The sequence below is a fragment of the Flagellimonas ochracea genome, from assembly GCF_009903685.1.
Lineage (GTDB): Bacteria > Bacteroidota > Bacteroidia > Flavobacteriales > Flavobacteriaceae > Flagellimonas > Flagellimonas ochracea.
Genome location: NZ_JAAABI010000002.1, coordinates 209,248 through 227,742, shown reverse-complemented (window position 1 = coordinate 227,742; position 18,495 = coordinate 209,248). Strand labels below are relative to the sequence as shown.

17 protein-coding genes are annotated in these 18,495 nt (G+C 42.5%); 13 read left to right on the top strand and 4 right to left on the bottom strand.

Annotated features, from left to right (window positions below):
* Positions 1-24 precede the first annotated feature (24 nt).
* Entirely contained in the window at positions 25-414 is a 390-nt protein-coding gene (locus GTQ34_RS06555; protein ID WP_166522983.1) for a DUF2721 domain-containing protein, read from the bottom strand.
* Positions 415-3,258 carry a VPS10 domain-containing protein gene (locus tag GTQ34_RS06550; RefSeq protein WP_166522982.1) on the bottom strand — a complete coding sequence of 948 codons (2,844 nt, stop codon included), beginning with the start codon at positions 3,256-3,258 and terminating at the stop codon, positions 415-417. It abuts the gene before it with no gap.
* Positions 3,259-3,347: 89 nt separating this feature from the next.
* Here GTQ34_RS06550 and GTQ34_RS06545 point away from each other — a divergent pair, with 89 nt between their 5' ends.
* The 4 genes from GTQ34_RS06545 (at position 3,348) to GTQ34_RS06530 (ending at position 6,455) form a co-directional block, all read left to right on the top strand.
* Positions 3,348-4,640 carry an aminopeptidase P family protein gene (locus GTQ34_RS06545; protein WP_166522981.1) on the top strand — a complete coding sequence of 431 codons (1,293 nt, stop codon included), beginning with the start codon at positions 3,348-3,350 and terminating at the stop codon, positions 4,638-4,640.
* Between the two features lie 36 nt (positions 4,641-4,676).
* Complete coding sequence (locus tag GTQ34_RS06540; RefSeq protein ID WP_166522980.1) at positions 4,677-4,847, top strand: hypothetical protein; 171 nt, start codon at positions 4,677-4,679, stop codon at positions 4,845-4,847.
* Positions 4,848-4,862: 15 nt separating this feature from the next.
* Positions 4,863-5,411 carry a DUF7010 family protein gene (locus GTQ34_RS06535; protein ID WP_166522979.1) on the top strand — a complete coding sequence of 183 codons (549 nt, stop codon included), beginning with the start codon at positions 4,863-4,865 and terminating at the stop codon, positions 5,409-5,411.
* Between the two features lie 111 nt (positions 5,412-5,522).
* The gene (locus GTQ34_RS06530) at positions 5,523-6,455 is read left to right on the top strand and encodes a TolB family protein (RefSeq protein ID WP_166522978.1); all 933 of its coding nucleotides are present in this window, start codon (positions 5,523-5,525) and stop codon (positions 6,453-6,455) included.
* Positions 6,456-6,497: 42 nt separating this feature from the next.
* On the opposite strand, the gene brnQ is transcribed toward GTQ34_RS06530, so the two are convergent.
* Positions 6,498-7,769, bottom strand: coding sequence for a branched-chain amino acid transport system II carrier protein (gene brnQ / locus GTQ34_RS06525; RefSeq protein WP_166522977.1), 1,272 nt, complete (start codon positions 7,767-7,769; stop codon positions 6,498-6,500).
* Between the two features lie 245 nt (positions 7,770-8,014).
* On the opposite strand from brnQ, the gene GTQ34_RS06520 reads away from it, so the two are divergent.
* A complete protein-coding gene (locus tag GTQ34_RS06520) occupies positions 8,015-8,269 on the top strand; it encodes a hypothetical protein (RefSeq protein WP_166522976.1) in 255 nt (84 codons plus the stop codon).
* 135 nt (positions 8,270-8,404) lie between these two features.
* Here GTQ34_RS06520 and thiL read toward each other — a convergent pair whose 3' ends face one another.
* A complete protein-coding gene (thiL, locus tag GTQ34_RS06515; protein WP_166522975.1) occupies positions 8,405-9,451 on the bottom strand; it encodes a thiamine-phosphate kinase in 1,047 nt (348 codons plus the stop codon).
* A 63-nt stretch (positions 9,452-9,514) separates the two neighbouring features.
* Between thiL and GTQ34_RS06510 the strand changes: the two genes are divergently transcribed.
* The 8 genes from GTQ34_RS06510 (at position 9,515) to GTQ34_RS06475 (ending at position 18,439) form a co-directional block, all read left to right on the top strand.
* Positions 9,515-10,801 carry a choice-of-anchor B family protein gene (locus GTQ34_RS06510; protein WP_166522974.1) on the top strand — a complete coding sequence of 429 codons (1,287 nt, stop codon included), beginning with the start codon at positions 9,515-9,517 and terminating at the stop codon, positions 10,799-10,801.
* A gap of 3 nt (positions 10,802-10,804) precedes the next feature.
* On the top strand, positions 10,805-12,145 hold the full coding sequence (locus GTQ34_RS06505) for a hypothetical protein (protein ID WP_166522973.1): 1,341 nt from the start codon (positions 10,805-10,807) through the stop codon (positions 12,143-12,145).
* 118 nt (positions 12,146-12,263) lie between these two features.
* Entirely contained in the window at positions 12,264-12,593 is a 330-nt protein-coding gene (locus GTQ34_RS06500) for a HesB/IscA family protein (RefSeq protein WP_166522972.1), read from the top strand.
* A gap of 36 nt (positions 12,594-12,629) precedes the next feature.
* Positions 12,630-14,075, top strand: coding sequence for a Fe-S cluster assembly protein SufB (gene sufB / locus GTQ34_RS06495; RefSeq protein WP_166522971.1), 1,446 nt, complete (start codon positions 12,630-12,632; stop codon positions 14,073-14,075).
* Positions 14,076-14,128: 53 nt separating this feature from the next.
* Positions 14,129-15,004 (top strand): N-acyl homoserine lactonase family protein, encoded by an 876-nt coding sequence (locus GTQ34_RS06490; RefSeq protein WP_166522970.1) that lies wholly within the window; start codon positions 14,129-14,131, stop codon positions 15,002-15,004.
* A 19-nt stretch (positions 15,005-15,023) separates the two neighbouring features.
* A complete protein-coding gene (gene sufC, locus GTQ34_RS06485; RefSeq protein WP_166522969.1) occupies positions 15,024-15,776 on the top strand; it encodes a Fe-S cluster assembly ATPase SufC in 753 nt (250 codons plus the stop codon).
* An 11-nt stretch (positions 15,777-15,787) separates the two neighbouring features.
* On the top strand, positions 15,788-17,104 hold the full coding sequence (gene sufD, locus GTQ34_RS06480; protein WP_166522968.1) for a Fe-S cluster assembly protein SufD: 1,317 nt from the start codon (positions 15,788-15,790) through the stop codon (positions 17,102-17,104).
* Positions 17,105-17,197: 93 nt separating this feature from the next.
* Complete coding sequence (locus GTQ34_RS06475; RefSeq protein WP_313790409.1) at positions 17,198-18,439, top strand: aminotransferase class V-fold PLP-dependent enzyme; 1,242 nt, start codon at positions 17,198-17,200, stop codon at positions 18,437-18,439.
* The last annotated feature ends 56 nt before the right edge of the window (positions 18,440-18,495 follow it).

Here is an 18,495-nt window from a genome sequence, read left to right as displayed (position 1 = left end):
TATTACACCACTGCCGATTTTTCGTCAGTTTTCCATGTTCTTCAGTTGGATGCCCAGAGCCTTTGTAGACAATTGAACTTCTAGCAGTGACAAAATCAGTGAGATGACCAAAAAGACCAAACTTATCCCGAAGACGGCGTTGGCCCAGCCCGTCATTTCAACATAGATCAAAAACATGGTGACAGCAGCCAATAAAAAGCTGATAATGGCTGTGGCCTGCATATTTTTAATGATACCCAGTCGTTTTCGTAATTGATTGATTTGTTGCTTTAAAGGTGGTGCGGAGGTTTCTTCAAACTGTTTGTGCAGTTGCCTGATTAACGCGGCAATGGCTAAATAACGTGCATTGTAGGCCAACATGGTCAAGGAGATGGCCGGAAACAAAAGGGCGGGTATGCTCAGTGAAAGTTGCATCTATTCAATTTTGAAATCAATTTTTTCCGTTTTACCGTTCCCTGAGAGTACAACGGAATAAGTTCCCTTGGGCAAATAAGTCTTACCATCTTTGGCTTCGGTCAACTTCATCTTGTTCTTCTTCAAGAAATTGCTTTTTCCTTTTTTCGAAAACACCAAATCATAAGATAAAATATTCAATCCTTTGTCACCCTCAATGGAAGTGGAACTGACCTCAGTACCATCAGAAAATTTTACACTAGCCGAAAATGTATCCGCAGATGAGGTATAAAAATAAACATTGAGCCCAGGGGTGTTGGGTTTGGCCCAAGAGCTCCAAGGGTTGCCCCAATTTTTGGAATGTTTAATGTTTTCCACACCAAACACCATCAAATCTTTGGATAGGGTTTCATGGGTCATTTGCTGTAGTGCCGAGATGTAAGCTTTATAAATGCTTCGGCCGTGCGTGCCCACCAATAGATGTTTGGCTTTGGGTTGAATTACGAGATCGTGTACGGCAACATTGGGCATTCCATTTTGGAAGAGTTCCCAACTTGCCCCTCGGTCAAAACTTACATAAAGACCATTGTCAGTTCCAGCGAACAACAGATTTTCATTTACAGAATCTTCCACCAACGCATTGACCGGAGAGGTCGGAATGTTGTTGCTTATGTTTTTCCAGCTCTTGCCATAATCCTCGCTTACATAAATATAAGGTGTAAAATTATCCCAGCGATATCCATTTAAGGCAACATAAACCCGCTCTTTTTTATGTTTGGATGCCGCCACCTCACTGACCCATAAATCCTTCGGGAAAGAAGTGGAAATATTCTGCCAGCTTCCCCCTGCGTTTTTAGAAATATGTACCAATCCATCATCACTGCCCGTATAAAGTAAGCCAAATTTAAAGGGGGATTCAGAAATAGTGGTCAAGGTTCCATAAGCAACGTTTCCTTTTTTGCCGCCTTGGGTAAGATCCTCGGAAATGGCTTCCCAATCGTTACCTTGGTTTAGGGAACGATGTAATTTGTTACTGCCCATGTACAGAATATCCTGATTGTGTTGGGAGAGTAGAATGGGCGTTTGCCAATTAAATCGATATGGGGATTCACCGAGCTCGTGCTTGGGTTGAATGGGTTCATTTTTATGCTGTTCCAAATCCAGGCGATAATAGTTGCCAAATTGAAATCCGGTATAGACAATGTTGGAATTTCGATTGTCTATTTGCACTTGCATTCCGTCCCCTCCCAGTATCATTTGCCATGGGTTTTTTCCAGTTTGGTGCCATTCACTATTGTCTTCATTGTTGTTCGCACCTTTCCAAACACCATTGTCCTGAAGTCCCCCATATACATTATAAGGTTCTTCATGGTCGACATTGATGGCATAGAACTGGCCTACCTGGGTAGAGTTGTTTTTCATCCAATGTTTCCCGTCATCGTAGGTAATGTTTACTCCTCCGTCGTTGCCATTGATAAGGTGTCCGGGCCTGTTTGGATTGATCCACAGAGCATGGTGGTCAGCGTGTACATTTTCTTTGTTGATGCTTCTGTAGGTTTTGCCCCCGTCCGAGGAAGAAATTAAGGGAACCCCGGCAAGATAAATCTTGTCTTTGTTGCTTGGGGCTACACGAATTTGTGCAAAATAATATCCGTAGCTGTAAAACAGATCATCGATATATTCCTCGTTCATTTTTTTCCAGGACTTTCCCGCATCATCACTTCGATATACTTCTGCACCAATAACTGGAGTATCGAACAATAATGAATTGGCATCTTCAAGATATTTGGCGAGGTCTATCGGTTTTACCGCATCGTCCCTTACCAAATTCTTTAAGTTTTCCGCACGATACTTTTCTTGAAAACCGTTGGTCTTCAAATATTCATTCAGCTTGTCATTGCCCAAGGCTAAAAAAGTGGCCTTGTCCATAGTTTTGAAATCGGCTTTGGTTAGTTTATCGGCATCTTCCTTTTCCTCTTTTTGTCTTCTAAACTGACTATCATGCACGGCATAGACCGTCTTTTCATCAAAAACTGCCAAACCAATTCGGCCCACTCCACCACCTGTTGGAAAATCACTTTCGGAAGTGGTCACCAAGTTCCAACTGTTTCCGCCGTCCACACTTTTATAAATTCCAGAAGAAGTACCGTTACCCGTAAAGTCCCAGGCTTTTCTATCCTTTTCCCAAGCGGCGGCGTATTGGATGTTGAAATTGCTCGGTGCATGTGCCAAGTCGATTATGCCCGTGGCATTGTTCACAAAAAGGGTCTTTTGCCAAGTTTTGCCGCCATCCATGGTTTTGTAGACCCCCCGTTCTTTGTTTGGGGAATACAAATGTCCGGTTACGCCTACAACTACTTCATTTGGACTGTTGGGGTTGACAATGATTCTGCCAATATGGTGTGAATCATGTAAGCCCATGTTTTCCCATGATTTTCCACCATTAGTGGATTTCAAAATTCCTATTCCCGCATAGGAAGAACGGGAAGAATTGTTTTCTCCGGTTCCAACCCAAATAATCTCGTTGGGCCAGTCCACGGCAATGTCTCCAACATTTTGGGTGTTTGAGTTCTCCAAAACCGGAGTGAACGAAATCCCATTATTTTGGGTATGCCATAACCCACCAGAGGCATAGGCCACATAAAATTCAGAGGGATCTTTGGGGTTTACATCCAAGTCCACTACACGCCCGCTCATAATGGATGGTCCAATATTTTTTAATGGAATATTTTTGACCAGAGAAGTTTCGGCCATTTTGACCTTTTTCTCCAAGGCTTGCAAAACGTTATCTGCCGAAGTTGATGGTTGCTGACTTACTGCAATATGAAAACATAGAAAAAAAAGAAGGAGTGTGAGTTGCTTCATTTTGGGTTGGAACTTTTGTTTGGAGGAGTAAGGTATGAATTTGTCTTCGGCAACGCAATTACCTACATTTGGAAAAACCAAATTTTAAGATGAAATATCAACCGATAGACAATCGACTTTTTATAAAAAACAGAAATAAATTCATGGCCCAAATGCGGCCAAAGAGTATAGCTGTGTTCAACTCCAATGACATTTATCCCATTAGTGCGGATAGCACCATGCCGTTTCAGCAACATCGGGATATTTTCTATTTGAGCGGGGCCGATCAAGAGGAAACCATGCTATTGTTATTCCCGGATGCCATGAATCAAAAGCACCGGGAGGTTTTGTTTGTTAGGGAGACCAATGAACACATTGCCGTATGGGAAGGGGCCAAGCTGACCAAAGAACAGGCTACAGCGGTTTCAGGGATTGAGACCATTTATTGGCTCGCCGATTTTGACAAAGTCTTTTTTGATTTGATGACAGAGGCCGATACCATCTACTTCAATACCAATGAGCACTATCGGCAAGCTGTTGAAACCCAGACACGGGAGAACCGCTTTATTGAAAAATGTAAGAAAGACTTCCCAGCGCACCAATGGGCTAAGAGCAACCCTATTTTGCAACAGATTCGAGGTGTTAAGGAACCAGAGGAAATAGCATTGATGCAACAGGCTTGTGACATTACCGAAAAAGGATTCCGTAGGATTTTGGAATTTGCAAAGCCTGGAGTTTGGGAATATGAAATGGAAGCAGAATTTTTGCACGAGTTCATCAATAATCGTTCTAAAGGGTTTGCTTACACGCCCATAATTGCCTCTGGGAACAATGCTAATGTGCTACATTATGTGGAAAACAACCAACAGGTAAAAGATGGCGATTTAATTTTGATGGACGTAGGTGCAGAGTATGCGAACTATTCCAGCGATATGACCCGCACCATACCATCGAATGGGAAATTCACGAAACGACAAAGAGAAGTATATGAATCCGTACTTCGTGTAAAGAACCAAGCGACCAAAATGTTGGTGCCAGGAACCATATGGGCTGAATATCATAAGGAGGTTGGCAAAATCATGACTTCGGAACTGTTGGGATTGGGCCTATTGAGCAAGGCGGACGTACAAAACGAAAACAAGGATTGGCCGGCCTATAAAAAATATTTTATGCATGGTACGAGCCATCATATCGGATTGGATACCCATGATTATGGCGAATTAAAGACCCCAATGAAGTCCAACATGGTCTTTACCGTGGAACCGGGCATTTATATTCCTGATGAAGGTTTTGGCATCCGAATAGAAGATGATGTGGTGATTCAAGAAACGGGAGTTCCCTTTAATTTGATGCGCAACATCCCAATTGAAGTTGAGGAGATTGAGGAATTGATGAACAAATGATGGTCATTTTGAGCATAGTGGAGAAATCTTTTTGAAATGAAAATACTCTTCTTACTACAACAACCCGACATTGAAAAGAAAATGGAAGAGGCTCCGGACAGCGCCTACGAAATTGGTGTGGTCATCGGCAGTTACTTGCCTTTTGTGGTGTTGGCAGCAATTGCTTATGGGATTTACTATTATACCAAAAAGAAAAGAGGGTCCTAACAATAGAATCAAATGATGGATGAAGATATAGGTACGCTTAAAGAACAGCGGCAGGAATTTGCAAATCAAAAGTTTTTGGCAACGCCACTTTCAGGACTGATTGTATGGCTGATTGTGGGTTTTTCGGGCCTCTTCCTGCCAGATCGTACGACCGTTTGGATCCTTTTTATTGGAACGGGCAGTATTGTTTATTTGGCACTTTTTCTTTCAAAGTTTACAGGAGAGCATTTTTTGGACAAGCAAAAGCCAAAAAATGAGTTTGACACCCTGTTTTTCTTTACCGTGGGGCAAGCAGTACTCGTATATGCCATAGCCATTCCCTTCTTTTTGGTTGATTATACTTCGTTGCCGCTTACGGTAGGTATTTTAACTGGGTCCATGTGGCTGCCTTTTTCATGGATCATAAAGCATCGGGTGGGAGTGTTTCATGCTATCGGCAGAACGGTTGTTGTAGTTGGTCTGTGGTATCTTTTACCGGAATTACGTTTTGTGGCCATCCCTTTTGCCATTGTCTTGATTTATGTTTTGACCTTGGTGGTTTTAAAGAACAGGAAACAGGATTGAAACAGTCCACTTATCGTAAGATACATATCATTGAAACGACTTCATATCTTAACAGTTGGATTAGGTATTATTCACCAAAAAATAAAATCTGCACAGTAATTCTTTTGTAATATGAAGTTTGTAAAAACCCTTTCCATTTTGATTTTTCTACTTGTCTTTATTACTTCATGTCAGGACAGTGAAAAATCAAATCTTACTCTACTCAGTGATCAGATCCCGACTGATACTGCTTTGATTTTTGGACCAAATGTTATTTCAACTGACAACTTTGAATTCGCAATCACTTTCAATCCAGAAATGGACGAATTGTTTTTTACACGTAGAAAACCAGAAGAGGACAATGAAATCTATTCGATGAAATTGGTCGATGGTAAATGGTCAGGCCCAAAATTGGCATTTTTTTCAACGAATACGGGATGGGATTTTGAGCCACATATCAACCCTAATGGTAATCGACTCTATTTTGGAAGCACAAGGCCACACAAAGATACGCTAAGATCAAGAGGGTTATATCAATGGTATAGTGAAAAAAAAGCAGACGGTTGGAGCCAGCCAACACCTTTGGAAAAACCTTTTGCAGACAGGTTCGTAATGTACCTGACATCCTCGGAGAATGGCAATCTATATTTCACCTCAGAGGAAAAAGGAGCCAAGATTGAGGACGGAGCCATTTATAGCTCAATCAATGAAGAAGGTCAATATAGAAGTATAAAAAGAATGGGGAAGGAAATAAACTTTCCCGGAAAGTGGATTGCCCACCCGTATATTGCACCGGACGAGAGTTACATCATTTATGATGGTGAAAGCACTTCAGGGTTTGGAGAGAATGATTTGTACATCAGTTTCAATAAAAATGGCACCTGGACGGAAGCTTATAATTTGGGGCCTGAAATAAATACGGATCAAACTGAAATGTGTGCCAGTGTATCGCCTGATGGGAAATATTTATTTTTTCATAGGGGTGGTGAGGATAATGGAGATATTTATTGGATAGATTTTAGACCAATAAAAGAAAATATTAAGAAAAATATTAAAAACAAATGAGTCACATGCTCATTTTAGCCGTAACGATGAGCGCAATCCAAATCAATTCTTTGATTGCTCGACCCAATTTCCCAGAGTAAAAATCACCAAAGCTGGTAGCAGCCAACCCATGTGATATTCCCCCAAGGGTATCCATTGGGTAAAGGGTGAAATGATCTCCCCATAACCAATGCTCCCGAAAAAATCGGGAATACTAAAAAGGATAGTGGCCACAACCACCGAACGAAATACAATTGGTGAAGCCCATTTTTCTGACAGGACATTCAATAAAATCAAAATTATAGTTATGGGATAAATAAACATTAAGGCAGGCAACGCCACTGCAATAATGTAACCTACATTGAACTGCCCCACCAACACGCCCAATACACAGCCAATGAATGCAGTAATTCGGTAGGCTAAAATGGACTCGTTAAATCTTCCTTTGATGAAATCGGCAGTCCCCGTAACAATGCCCACAGCGGTGGTAAAACAAGCGAGGCTAACCAAAACACTCAGAAAAAAAGTGGCATTGTTGCCCAAGGTCTCTTTGCTTACACCACTTAACAACAAAGTTCTAGTGATGTCATGATCAAAGGCATCATTAAAAAGGGCTCCGGTAAAAATGAGTCCGGCGTATACCAAAAACAAACCCAATCCCGCAAAAATGCCTGCACGGGCAATCAGTTTTTTCTTCAGTTCATAAGGCGTGTTTTGTTGTTTCAGGTTAATGGATATGATGATGACTCCACCAACAACCACAGCTCCTATGGCGTCAAAAGTTTGATACCCTTCCAACAGGCCATGACTAAAAGAGTTGTTGAATTCCGAAGCCCCAAATTGAAGGTTCTGACCAAAAGTGGCGAGAACCACAATTGATATCAAGATAATCAGGATAGCTGGGGTGAGCCACTTGCCAACAACATCCAAGATTTTGGATCGATTGATTACAAAAACATAGACCAACACAAAATATATAAGACTGGTGAGCAAGGGTGATGAATCCCAAACAGGCTGTATGGCCATTTCATGGGTTACCGACGCCGTTCGTGGTGAGGGCAGTGCAATAGATATGGTATAAACAATATAACAGTAGATCAAGCTAAACGTGGGTGAAACCTTTTTTGCGAAATCGAACATGGTGCCCTGTAGTTTGGCATGAGCTAAAATGCCCAAAATTGGGATGAGAACTGCCGAAATGCAGAAGCCCACTGTGACCCAACCCCAAAGTTCACCCGATTTAAACCCCAAGAGAGGAGGGAGAATTAGATTTCCAGCACCAAAAAAAAGTGAAAAAAGCGCAAAAGCTGTTACCGCAACGGTCTTTTTGTTCATGTACTGTTGATAATTATCCGACAATATCTTATATTCAGCGAAGCAAGATAACTATTTGTTTATAGTGCATTTGGTCGAAAAATGATTTTTAATGCAGCCACGGCAAAATAAAAAGTTATCAACAATCGTTCTCCTTATAAACCATAAAACAAAAAGTGAACGTATAAAGAAAAATTACAATAATATAAGTTGCATTGCCGATCCCCAAATCGCATGAATGCTCCCCCCAAAACAACACCAAACTTATGAAGACTTCTACTATCCAACATGGCAACAAATTTTCATCTTTCTTCTGCAATCTATTCGGTCATCACTACGTGGTATCCAAAAAAGTGACAAAACACATAAAGGAATACAAATGTGTTCATTGCCAAAAGCAGGTCACTACTGATGTAAGCGGCAAGCTCTCGGAGCTCACCCCACAAATGCAGGAAATCAATAACACTTTGGAAGATATGTACCAAAAGAGGAGAAGCCGGGTTGTGCAAAGTGTGGCATAACCGTTTGCTCTTTTCAATATTTACACAAGAAGTTTCCGAGCTTATCCCGAAAACTTGAGTCGTATCTTATGCTATGTGTCGCGTGCCCCAAGACCTACTAGTGAAGTTGCGCTTAATTTTCGGGATTTTTAGTATTTATCCCTTAAAGGAATTCCACCCTTGGGCCGTAATTGCGATTTTGGTGTTGGCCCTGGTAATCAAATGAGCCCCTGCGGTCTTTTCCGTCATATGTCCGATAACCGTTAAGTTGGGGTTTCCCTTTATTTTATCAAAATCTTTTTGGTCAATGGTGAAAAGCAGTTCATAATCTTCGCCACCGCTCAAGGCAATCATGGTTGCATCCATTTTAAATTCCTCTGTGGTGGAAATAACCGTGGGGTCTAACGGAATTTTATCCTCGAACAGATTACAACCGACTTCACTGTGTTTGCACAAGTGCATAATTTCTGAGGAAAGCCCATCACTGATGTCAATCATTGCCGTGGGCTTGACTTCTAGTTTCTTCAATAGCTCCACCACATCTTTTCGGGCCTCAGGTTTTAATTGCCGCTCCACCAGATAGGAATAAGGCTCCAAATCAGGTTGACTGTTTGGGTTCACCTTGAACACTTCTTTTTCACGCTCCAACACCTGAAGGCCCAGATAGGCTCCGCCCAAATCACCCGTTACAACCAAAAGGTCATTGGGATTGGCTCCACTTCTGTAGGTAATCTCATGCTCGTTGCCCATTCCAATGGCGGTAACACTGATGATCATTCCTTTGTTTGATGAAGTGGTGTCCCCACCGACCAAGTCGACCTTATAGAGTTTGCAAGCAGTGGCAACACCAGCATAAAATTCTTCAAGAGCTTCGAGGGGAAATCGATTGGAAACGGCAATGGAAACCGTAACCTGCGTGGCCATGGCATTCATGGCATAGATATCGGAAAGATTCACGATTACCGACTTGTAGCCCAAATGCTTCAAGGGCATATAGCTGAGGTCAAAATGAACACCCTCCACCAACATATCTGTGGATACAACAATCTTCTTGTTGTCAAAGTCCAATACCGCGGCATCATCCCCAATGCCTTTTAGGGATGAAGGGCGTTGTAGTTCAAAGTTTTGGGTAAGGTGTTCAATAAGTCCAAATTCCCCCAGTTCTTCTAGGGAAGTGCGTTGCGGATTCTTGTCTTCTAGCATGGCACAAAAGTAAACAGGATAATTTTAAATTGTATCTTTAATAGAAAGTTAAAGCTCCACATCATGCAGAAAATATTGTTGCTCATCCTTACCCTTTTTTTTCTTTCGGGTTGCTCCAGTGATAATGGAACGGACCCTGTTATTAATGACGATGGCAATTCAAACATGAACAACAATGTAGACCCAACGAATGAAACACCGAACATAGGAAACGGCAATATCACTTTGGGCGCCACACCCTGTGAAGGAGGACTGGCCTCAGTTTTCCCATGTGATGGTTATGATTTAATGTTTCAAATGAATCTAGCAGCCTTTAACGGGAACGCTGGAAACGACATTTGGGGTTGGACGGATACTTCCACCAATAGGGAATATGCAGTGATTGGCTTGGACAACGGAACAGCTTTCGTCGACATCACAGATGCTGCAGCACCCATTTACCTAGGAAAATTGTTGACAGCAACGACAGCAATTACTTGGCGGGATGTTAAGGTATACGAAGATTATGCCTTTGTTGTTTCTGAAGCACCTAACCACGGAATGCAGGTTTTTGATTTAAAGCGATTAAGAAATGTGGCTAATCCTCCTGAAGTTTTTACAGCAGATGCACGATATACTGGAATTGGCAATGCACATAACCTAGTGATAAATGAGGACAACGCATTTGCCTATGTTGTAGGCACGGCACGCAACGATGCATTCAATGGCGGGGTTCATTTTATTGATCTCCAGAATCCATCCAACCCTTCTCCCGCAGGAGGTTATGGAGCTAACGGATATAGCCATGATGCCCAAGTGGTCACTTATAATGGACCAGATCCCGATTATGCTGGTCGTGAAATCTTTGTCGGGGCCAATGAAGACCAAATAGCCATAGTGGACGTTACGGACAAGTCCAATCCCGTGGAAATAGAAACCCTGACCTATTCCAATTTGGCCTATACCCATCAAGGATGGTTTACTGAGGACCAACGCTATTTCATTTTGGGGGACGAGTTGGATGAGACCCAATTTGGTTTCAATTCAAGAACCCTGGTTTTTGACTTTACTGATTTGGACAACCCTATTTTACACATGACATATACCGGCCCTACCTCGGCAATTGACCATAATGGTTATGTGTTGGGCAATGAATTTTTTCTCGCCAACTATACTGCTGGTATGCGGGTATTGGACATCACCGATATTGAAAATGAAAACATCACTGAAAAAGCTTTTTTTGATTCATACCCGTCCAACAACACGGCTGGTTTCAATGGGGTGTGGAGCGTGTATCCCTATTTTGAAAGTGGAAAAATTCTTATCAACGATATGAACTCCGGGCTTTTCGTGGTCCAAAAATCAAATTAGGCCATGCGAAGATCATTATGTTTTTTTATGCTTATGGTTTTGGTGTCTTGTTCCAATGATGATAAAGATACCAACGCTATCGAAGAAACTGTCGTTTTGGGAGAAGTGGAATGGGTAAAGACCTTCGGGGGAAGTGGTGAGGATACAGCGCAGTCTGTTATTCAAACGGTTGATGGAGGTTTTGCCATTCTCGGCTACTCCAACAGCACCGATGGTGACTTGGCAGGTAAAGTACTGGCAGTAAACGATTATTGGCTGCTTAAGTTGGACAGTGACGGCAACTTGCAATGGAGCAAAACCTATGGAGGAAGTAAAGATGACAGGGGACAAGCTGTAATCCAGACCACTGATGGGGGATATGCCATAGTTGGCTATGCCATGAGTGAAGATGGGGATGGCACTAACAATGAAGGCTTCCATGACAACTGGATTCTGCGTTTGGACGCTTCCGGAAACATGCTTTGGGAACAAAGTTTTGGATTCTCGGGTCATGACCATTCCTACGATGTGGTTCAGACCGAAGATGGTGGGTTCTTTTTTGCAGGTTTTTTGGATGTGACGCAATCCAATGGAGCAGGGAATTTTGGAAGAGGAGCCTACCTTACCCGCCATGGTGTCGGGGAGTTCTGGGGTACTAAACTGGATGCCGATGGAAATCTCCAATGGCGGAGATACTTTGGGGGCACCAATAATGATAGGGCCCACGGAGTGGTTCAGGCCGATGATGGTGGGTTTGTAATGGCGGGATTTTCTGAAAGCGATGATTTTGACATTTCAAATACGAAGGGGAGCTATGACTTTTGGGTGGTGAAAGTGGATAAAAACGGAAGCATGCTCTGGGAGCGCTCTTTTGGAGGTACGGGCATTGAAATAGCCTATGATATTACAAAAACACTGGATGGCGGCTACGCGATTACCGGTAATACTTTCAGTACCGACACCGACGTTTCCAACAACAATGGTGAATCGGACCTTTGGTTGATCAAAATAAATGATGATGGAGAATTATTGTGGGAAAAAACATTTGGCGGCTCAGGATTTGAAGCCGGTCAAGGTCTTCGGGAAACAGCCGATGGCGGATTTGTAATTGCAGGAAACTCGAAAAGCATGGACGGAGATGCTACAGAAAACAACAGAGAGAACGATCTTTGGATGCTCAAGACAGATGCTGAAGGCAATCTGACCTACCAACAAACTTTCGGAGGCTCACAACTGGACTTCGCATTTGATGTGCTTGAAACCAACGAAGGCGCCCTGATATTGGTGGGAGAAATTGGCAGTGACGACTTCATGGACTTGGATTTCAAGGGAATGACCGATATGATAATCATCAAGATAAAATAGCTTGCGGTCATAATAGAAAACCCCTATACACCCATTCGTTATTATAATGTTAGGAAATATTGTAAAACCCTACTTATAACCTATATTTGTAGACTATTTAGAATAAATCCAAGTAAGAATGATCAAAGTTTCGGAAACAGCCAAACAGAAAGTCATGACCTTAATGACAGAGGAAGGTTTTGATGCTTCCACCGATTTCGTTCGTGTTGGAGTAAAGAGTGGTGGATGTAGTGGATTGTCCTATGAGTTGAAATTTGATAAAGCTCCCGCTGAATCGGACAAGGTATTTGAGGATAACGCAGTTCGCATCATCGTGGACAAGAAGAGTTTTTTATACCTGGTGGGAACCATACTGGAATATTCCGGAGGCCTGAACGGAAAAGGCTTTGTTTTTAACAATCCCAATGCCCAACGTACATGCGGTTGTGGAGAGAGCTTCTCTTTGTAACTGATTCATTATTGCCAATTGACAAACTGAACACACATGGCTTACACAGAAGAAGAATTAAAAAAGGAACTGGAAACCAAGGAATACGAGTATGGTTTCTACACAGATATAGAATCGGACACACTGCCCAAAGGGTTGAACGAGGATATCGTTATAGCCATTTCCAAAAAGAAAGAAGAACCAGATTGGATGACGGAATGGCGGTTGGAGGCTTTTCGTGCCTGGAAAGAAATGGAAGAGCCCGAGTGGGCAAATGTCAATTATGAAAAGCCGAACTTTCAAGATATTTCCTATTATTCCGCTCCCAATAAAAAGCCCAAATACAACAGCCTGGATGAAGTAGACCCTGAATTGTTGGATACTTTCAAAAAACTGGGCATCTCTATTGACGAGCAAAAGAAATTGACAGGGGTTGCTGTCGATATCGTTATGGATTCCGTTTCCGTGGCAACCACGTTTAAAAAGACGTTGGCTGAAAAGGGAATTATATTCTGCTCCATCTCTGAAGCTATTCAAGAACATCCGGAACTGATCAAGAAATATATTGGAACTGTAGTTCCACAAAAGGACAACTTCTATGCAGCGCTTAATTCGGCGGTCTTTTCGGATGGATCTTTTTGCTACATTCCAAAGGGCGTTAGATGCCCCATGGAACTATCGACTTATTTTCGAATCAACCAAGCTGGCACAGGGCAGTTTGAAAGAACGTTGGTGATTGCGGAGGAAGGCAGTTATGTGAGTTATCTCGAAGGATGTACCGCTCCCATGCGGGATGAAAACCAATTGCACGCCGCCGTGGTGGAATTGATTGCCTTGGACAATGCCGAAATAAAATATTCAACCGTCCAGAACTGGTACCCTGGTGACAAGGAAGGTAAAGGAGGGGTGTTCAACTTTGTGACCAAAAGAGGCCTTTGTGAGAAAAACGCCAAAATTTCTTGGACACAGGTAGAAACAGGTTCCGCAGTAACTTGGAAATATCCCTCATGCGTGTTGAAGGGGGACAATTCCATTGGAGAATTTTACTCCATTGCGGTGACCAACAACTATCAACAAGCCGACACAGGTACCAAGATGATTCATTTGGGCAAGAACACCAAGAGCACCATTATTTCAAAAGGAATTTCGGCAGGCCATTCGCAGAATAGCTATCGGGGTCTGGTACAGGTGAACAGTAGAGCCGAGAATGCGAGAAACTTTTCGCAATGCGATTCCCTTTTGATGGGCAATCGCTGCGGTGCCCACACTTTCCCATATATCGAAGCGAAAAACAAAACGGCCCAAATAGAGCATGAGGCGACCACTAGTAAAATTGGGGAAGATCAGATTTTCTATTGTAACCAACGTGGCATTGACACGGAAAAGGCCATTGCCTTGATAGTAAATGGTTTCAGTAAAGAGGTGTTGAACAAACTACCCATGGAGTTTGCGGTGGAGGCCCAGAAATTATTGGAAATAAGTTTAGAAGGATCAGTAGGATAAAGTAATTTTTCCTTTGAGGGGGCTTTAGGGATGTTTATAAAAAAACTGATGAAATGAAAAAGCTAATTACATTTTTTGCCATACTCGCTGTAGTAGCTTGTAAACAGGCTAAGAAAGAAGTGGCTTCCAACGAAGCCAAAGTTCAAGAGGCAATAAAGCCAGAGGTGAAGTTGTACACCTTTAGTGGGGGGACGGTAAACGCCAATATGTTGGAGCTCTTTTCTCAGGACACCACCTATACAGGTCAGTCTAGGGAATTTGCAGATGCCTTTTACGTAATCAGCCATCCCAAGGGAAATTTAATGTGGGACGCCGGTCTTCCCGAAAGCTTGGTGGGCATGGCCGAACCATACACTTCGCCAGATGGCGCTTTTACGGTTTCAAGAAAAGATTCCGTGGCCCATCAATTGGCCGGTATAGGTATGACTATTGATGACATTGATTATTTTTCAGTCTCACATACTCATTTTGACCACGTAGGTCATGCCAATGTGTTCAAAGGCTCAACGTGGTTGGTACAAGAAAAAGAATACGATTTTGTGACCAGCGAGGAGAGTCAAAAGAACAATGCGGATAGCTTTAATGCTATAAAAGAGTTGACCAAGGTCAAAAAAATAAATGGTGATTATGATGTTTTCGGAGATGGTAGTGTTGTAATGAAGTTTATGCCCGGTCATACACCAGGGCATCAAGCACTCTATATTGATTTGGTCGAGCATGGTCCGTTGTTGTTAACGGGCGACTTGTACCATTTCGATGAGAACAGGGAGTATCGCAGAGTGCCCATTTTTAATTACGATGTGGCACAGACCAAAGCCAGTATGGCCGCCTTCGAGGCATTTGCCAAGGAAAAAGGAGCCAAGGTATACCTGCAACACTCCAAAGGAGATTTTGAAAAATTTCCAAAAGCACCCAACTACTTAAAATAAAACTTGAAGAAGAAATAGCATGTTAGAAATTAAAAATTTACACGCCAGCGTAGAGGACAAAAAAATCCTGAAAGGAATCAACCTCCAGGTCAATGCCGGAGAAGTACATGCAATCATGGGACCCAATGGTTCTGGAAAAAGCACCTTGGCCTCGGTTATCGCAGGAAAAGAAGAATTTGACATAAAGAAGGGAACAATCACGCTTGAAGGTGAAGATTTGGAAGAACTTGCCCCTGAGGAAAGGGCGCACAAAGGAATTTTTATGTCCTTTCAATATCCTGTGGAAATTCCTGGAGTTTCAGTGACCAACTTCATGAAAACTGCCATCAATGAAAGTAGAAAGGCCAGAGGATTGGAGGATATGCCCGCTAATCAAATGCTGAAGTTGATTCGTGAGAAATCCAATCTATTGGAGATAGATCGCAAGTTTTTATCCCGATCACTCAACGAGGGTTTCTCTGGAGGGGAGAAAAAACGCAATGAAATCTTTCAGATGGCCATGATGGAACCCAAACTGGCCATTTTGGATGAGACCGACTCTGGGTTGGATATCGATGCCCTTCGTATTGTGGCCAATGGAGTGAACAAATTGCGAGGCAAGGACAACGCCATAATTGTGATTACGCACTACCAAAGGCTGTTGGAATACATAGTGCCTGATTTTGTCCACGTGTTGCACGATGGAAAAATTGTAAAATCTGGTTCCAAGGATTTGGCGTTGGAATTGGAAGAGAAAGGATACGATTGGATTAAACAAGAAGCCACGGTTTAAGTTGAGTTAAAATGGATTTGAAAGATAAATTATTGTCGTCTTTTTTGGCTTTTGAAAACAACGTGGACCTGGACCACCCTGTCCATGAAGTACGTTCTGAGGCCATAAAGACTTTTGAGGAAAAGGGTTTCCCTTCAAAAAAAGAAGAAGCTTGGAAGTACACTTCCCTGAACAATCTGCAAAAGGTGGACTTCAGTATTTTTCCAAAGGAAGAGAACACACTGGAGTTTCGGGATATCAAGAAGTACTTCCTGCACGAGATAGACACCTACAAGATTGTTTTCATCGACGGTGTGTATAGCTCATACTTGTCAGAAACCACCCATGATGGCGTGGATGTCTGCTTAATGAGTGCTGCATTGACCAAGCCGCAGTATAAGCCGGTCATAGATGTGTACTTCAACAAAGTGGCATCAAAAGATGAGTCCCTTACCACTTTGAACACCGCGTTTAGCCGAGAGGGTGCCTACATTTATATTCCAAAGAACAAAGTGCCCAAAAAGCCCATCCAAATTTTGCATTTGGCCACTGGAAATGAGGCAGCTGTGATGTTACAGCCTCGAAACTTGATTATTGCAGAAGAAAATGCCGAGCTTCAGGTAATCGAACGTCATCAGAGTTTGACGAAAAATGAAGTATTTACCAATTCCGTGACCGAAATATTTGCGGCAAAGGATGCCATTGTAGATTATTACAAGGTACAGAACGATGCAAATACGGCATCGTTGGTGGACAATACTTACATTTCACAAAAAGACAACAGCGTAGTAAGGGTGCACACTTTTTCCTTCGGAGGAAAACTCACCCGAAACAACCTGAATTTTTATCAGAATGGAGAACGCATAGACTCTACCTTGAAAGGAGTCACTATATTGGGTGAAAAACAACACGTGGACCATCATACTTTAGTGCATCATGCCAACCCAAATTGTGAAAGCCATCAAGATTATAAAGGAATTTATGGCGAAAAATCCACGGGGGTGTTCAATGGCAAGATCATTGTTGACAGGATTGCCCAAAAAACAAATGCCTTTCAACAGAACAACAATATTTTGATCAGTGATAAGGCCACAATCAACACCAAACCACAATTGGAGATTTTTGCTGACGATGTAAAATGTTCCCATGGGTGCACCATTGGCCAGTTGGATGAAGAGGCCCTTTTCTATTTAAGATCACGGGGGATTCCCAAAAAAGAGGCCACCGCATTGTTGATGTATGCCTTTGCAAACAATGTGTTGCAGAGTGTGCGCATTCCAGAACTGAAATCCCGTATCAACAAAATTATTGCCAACAAGTTGGGGGTACGTGTTGGGTTTGAACTATGACCCAAAATGTGTCATTTCGAGCTGTAATCCAGTGCAAGTACGATGGATGGGCGAGAAATCTCCCTACAATTTAGATTTTTCACTTCGTTCAAAATGACAAATAAAGATACCATACAATCCAAATTGAATATCGATACCATTCGAAAGGATTTCCCTATTTTGTTTCGTGAGGTCAACGGACGGCCTTTGGTCTATTTGGACAATGCCGCCACTTCCCAAACACCTCGGCAGGTAATCAATACGATAGTTGATTATTACCAAAATCTCAACGCCAACATTCACCGCGGGGTTCATACCCTGTCCCAAGAGGCTACTGATGCCTATGAGGAAGCTAGGAGAAAAATTCAGGAACATTTTAATATAGCAAAGCCTCACGAGGTAATATTTACTTCGGGCACTACCCATAGCATTAATTTGGTAGCCACGGGATTCACTTCTTTTTTGGATAAGGACGATGAAGTTCTGGTTTCCGCCATGGAACACCATTCCAACATAGTGCCATGGCAAATGCTATGTGAACGAACGGGAGCCAAATTAAAGGTTATCCCCATGACTGTGGATGGGGAATTGAAAATGGAAGAATATAACAAGCTACTCTCCCAGAAGACCAAACTGGTGTTTTGCAATCACGTCTCCAATGCTTTGGGCACTATCAATCCCATAAAAGGAATCATAGATGCTGCCCATGGTGTGGGCGCTACAGTATTGATTGATGGAGCTCAAGCTGCTGCACATATCAAAGCCGACCTGCAAGCCTTGGATGTTGATTTTTATACCGTGTCAGCACATAAAATGTGTGGTCCTACGGGAGTGGGTATTCTGTATGGAAAAGAGGAATGGCTTAACAAATTACCTCCTTATCAGGGTGGAGGAGAAATGATTGCGGAGGTCACCTTTGAAAAGACCACCTATGCCGATTTACCCCATAAGTTTGAAGCAGGAACACCCAATATTTGTGGAGGGATTGCTTTCGGTGCCGCCTTGGATTACATGAATGCCATTGGGTTTGATATGATTACTGAATATGAGGATGAGCTGGTCCGATATGCCACAGAACAATTGTTGACCATTGAAGGACTTAAGATTTACGGAACGGCAAAGCACAAAACTTCCGTAATTTCCTTTAACATCAAAGGAATCCATCCATACGACATAGGAACCATTTTGGATAAATTGGGAATAGCAGTGCGAACCGGACACCATTGCGCGCAGCCCATTATGGATTTTTATCAAATTCCAGGTACGGTAAGGGCCAGTTTCAGCTTTTACAATACCAAAGAAGAGGTAGATGTGCTGGTAGAAGGCGTGAAAAAAGCCAAAAGCATGCTGTTGTAAAACGGACAATGCTCCAATAATGGCTTGACGGACAAGAATATGAACCGTAATTTTGA

Coding starts and splice junctions, on each gene's coding strand:
- GTQ34_RS06555 (WP_166522983.1), bottom strand. CDS start 414: ATGCAACTTTCACTGAGCATACCCGCCCTTTTGTTTCCGGCCATCTCC.
- GTQ34_RS06550 (WP_166522982.1), bottom strand. CDS start 3,258: ATGAAGCAACTCACACTCCTTCTTTTTTTTCTATGTTTTCATATTGCA.
- GTQ34_RS06545 (WP_166522981.1), top strand. CDS start 3,348: ATGAAATATCAACCGATAGACAATCGACTTTTTATAAAAAACAGAAAT.
- GTQ34_RS06540 (WP_166522980.1), top strand. CDS start 4,677: ATGAAAATACTCTTCTTACTACAACAACCCGACATTGAAAAGAAAATG.
- GTQ34_RS06535 (WP_166522979.1), top strand. CDS start 4,863: ATGGATGAAGATATAGGTACGCTTAAAGAACAGCGGCAGGAATTTGCA.
- GTQ34_RS06530 (WP_166522978.1), top strand. CDS start 5,523: ATGAAGTTTGTAAAAACCCTTTCCATTTTGATTTTTCTACTTGTCTTT.
- brnQ (WP_166522977.1), bottom strand. CDS start 7,769: ATGAACAAAAAGACCGTTGCGGTAACAGCTTTTGCGCTTTTTTCACTT.
- GTQ34_RS06520 (WP_166522976.1), top strand. CDS start 8,015: ATGAAGACTTCTACTATCCAACATGGCAACAAATTTTCATCTTTCTTC.
- thiL (WP_166522975.1), bottom strand. CDS start 9,451: ATGCTAGAAGACAAGAATCCGCAACGCACTTCCCTAGAAGAACTGGGG.
- GTQ34_RS06510 (WP_166522974.1), top strand. CDS start 9,515: ATGCAGAAAATATTGTTGCTCATCCTTACCCTTTTTTTTCTTTCGGGT.
- GTQ34_RS06505 (WP_166522973.1), top strand. CDS start 10,805: ATGCGAAGATCATTATGTTTTTTTATGCTTATGGTTTTGGTGTCTTGT.
- GTQ34_RS06500 (WP_166522972.1), top strand. CDS start 12,264: ATGATCAAAGTTTCGGAAACAGCCAAACAGAAAGTCATGACCTTAATG.
- sufB (WP_166522971.1), top strand. CDS start 12,630: ATGGCTTACACAGAAGAAGAATTAAAAAAGGAACTGGAAACCAAGGAA.
- GTQ34_RS06490 (WP_166522970.1), top strand. CDS start 14,129: ATGAAAAAGCTAATTACATTTTTTGCCATACTCGCTGTAGTAGCTTGT.
- sufC (WP_166522969.1), top strand. CDS start 15,024: ATGTTAGAAATTAAAAATTTACACGCCAGCGTAGAGGACAAAAAAATC.
- sufD (WP_166522968.1), top strand. CDS start 15,788: ATGGATTTGAAAGATAAATTATTGTCGTCTTTTTTGGCTTTTGAAAAC.
- GTQ34_RS06475 (WP_313790409.1), top strand. CDS start 17,198: ATGACAAATAAAGATACCATACAATCCAAATTGAATATCGATACCATT.